The 2560-nt window shown below is 68.0% G+C and carries 1 protein-coding gene; it reads right to left on the reverse strand.

Annotated elements, in window-relative coordinates:
* A partial coding sequence (clpB, locus tag AC5JBD_RS00065) for an ATP-dependent chaperone ClpB (RefSeq protein ID WP_495719712.1) occupies positions 1-2558 on the reverse strand: 2558 nt, incomplete at its 3' end.
* Positions 2559-2560 lie beyond the last annotated feature (2 nt).

The raw sequence follows: 2560 nt of genomic DNA on the forward strand, positions 1-2560 counted from the left end.
AGGCCCAGGGGACCGGCGCGGACCGGCACGGTCTCGCCGTCCTTGATGTCGCCGGCGAGGATCGCCTCGGCCAGGGGGTCCTGGACGTGCTTCTGGATCACGCGCTTCAGGGGGCGCGCGCCATAGGCCGGATCGTAGCCCTTCTGGCTCAGCCATTCGCGGGCTTCGGGCTCGAGCTCCAGGGCGATCTTGCGATCCTCCAGCAGGCGCTGCAGGCGCTTCATCTGGATGTCCACGATGGCGCCCATCTCGGTCCGCTTCAGCCGGTGGAACAGGATGATCTCGTCCACGCGGTTGAGGAATTCGGGCCGGAAATGGGAGCGCACCACGCCCATCACCTCGTCGCGCACCGCATCCGTGTCCTGCCCTTCGGGCTGGTTCACCAGATATTCGGCGCCGAGGTTCGACGTCATGATGACCAGCGTGTTGCGGAAGTCCACGGTGCGGCCTTGGCCGTCCGTGAGGCGTCCGTCGTCGAGCACCTGCAAGAGGACGTTGAACACGTCCGGATGCGCCTTCTCGATCTCGTCGAACAGCACCACCTGGTAGGGCCTGCGGCGCACCGCCTCCGTGAGGGCGCCGCCCTCCTCGTAGCCCACATAGCCGGGAGGCGCGCCGATGAGGCGGGCGACCGAGTGCTTCTCCATGTACTCCGACATGTCGAGGCGCACGAGCGCGGTCTCGTCGTCGAACAGGAAGCTTGCCAGGGCCTTGGTGAGCTCCGTCTTGCCCACGCCCGTGGGGCCGAGGAACATGAACGAGCCGATGGGCCGGTTCGGGTCCTGCAGGCCCGCGCGGGCGCGGCGCACGGCGGTGGAGACCGCCTCCACCGCTTCGCGCTGGCCGACCACGCGCCTGGCGAGGCTCCCCTCCATCTGCAGCAGCTTCTCGCGCTCGCCTTCGAGCATCTTGTCCACGGGAACGCCGGTCCAGCGGGAGACGACGCCGGCCACGTGGTCGGGCGTCACCGCCTCTTCCATCATGCCCCCGCCGTCGCCGTTGGCCTCCGTTTCGGCAAGCTCCTTCTCCAGCCCCGGAATGACGCCGTAGCTGAGCTCGCCGGCCTTCGCCCAGTCGCCCGAGCGCTGCGCCTGGCTAAGCTGGTTGCGGGCCTCGTCGAGCTTCTTCTTCAGCTCGGCGGCATGGCCGAGCTTGTCCTTCTCGGCCTTCCAGCGGGCCGTGATGGCGGAGGACTGCTCCTCCAGATCCGCCAGCTCCTTTTCGAGGCGCAGGAGGCGGTCCTTGGAGGCCGCGTCGGTCTCCTTCCTCAGGGCCTCCTGCTCGATCTTGAGACGCACGATCTCCCGGTCGATGTTGTCGAGCTCCTCGGGCTTGGAATCCACCTGCATCCGCAGGCGCGAGGACGCCTCGTCCACCAGGTCGATGGCCTTGTCCGGCAGGAAGCGGTCGGTGATGTAGCGGTTCGACAGGGTGGCGGCCGCCACCAGGGCCGAGTCGGTGATGCGCACCCCGTGATGCTGCTCGTACTTCTCCTTCAGGCCGCGCAGGATCGACACCGTGTCCTCCACGGTGGGCTCGCTCACGAAGACCGGCTGGAAACGGCGGGCCAAAGCCGCGTCTTTCTCCACGTGCTTGCGGTATTCATCAAGGGTGGTCGCGCCGACGCAGTGCAGCTCGCCGCGGGCCAGCGCCGGCTTGAGCAGGTTCGACGCATCCATGGCGCCATCGGCCTTGCCCGCGCCCACCAGGGTGTGCATCTCGTCGATGAACAGGATGATGCCGCCCTCGGCCGCGGTCACCTCGCCGAGCACCGCCTTCAGGCGCTCCTCGAACTCGCCGCGATATTTCGCGCCCGCGATCAGCGAGCCCATGTCAAGCGCCAGCAGCTGCTTGTCCTTCAGGGATTCCGGCACGTCGCCGTTGACGATGCGCAGGGCCAGGCCCTCGACGATGGCGGTCTTGCCGACGCCGGGCTCGCCGATGAGAACCGGGTTGTTCTTGGTGCGCCGCGACAGGACCTGGATCGTGCGGCGGATCTCCTCGTCGCGGCCGATCACCGGATCGAGCTTGCCCTCGCGGGCCGCTTCCGTGAGGTCGCGCGCGTATTTCTTCAGGGCGTCATAGGCGTTCTCCGCCGTCACGTTGTCGGCGGTGCGGCCCTTGCGCAGGGCGTTGATGGCGTTGTTCAGGTTCTGCGCGTTGGCGCCCGCCTGCGCCAGGATCCGGCCGGCCTCCGAGTCCTTCTCGACCGCCAGAGCCAGCAGCATGCGCTCGACGGTCACGTAGGAATCGCCCGCCTTCTGGGCGGCCTTCTCGGCGGTGTCGAAGAAGCGCATCAGCTCGCGGGTGGCCTGCGGCTGGGCGGCCGAGCCCGTCACCTTCGGTTGCTTGGAAAGCCATTGCTCCACCGCCGCATGAGCCTCGCGGGAGCGTCCGCCCGCCCGGTCGATGAGGCCGGCGCACAGGCCTTCCGGGTCGTCCAGAAGAACCTTCAGCATGTGGCCGGGAGCCAGCTGCGGGTGTCCTTCCCGCATGGCCAGATTCTGCGCCGCCTGAACGAAACCGCGGGCGCGCTCGGTGTATTTCTCGAAATCCATCT

The organism is Allosphingosinicella sp., assembly GCF_059502505.1.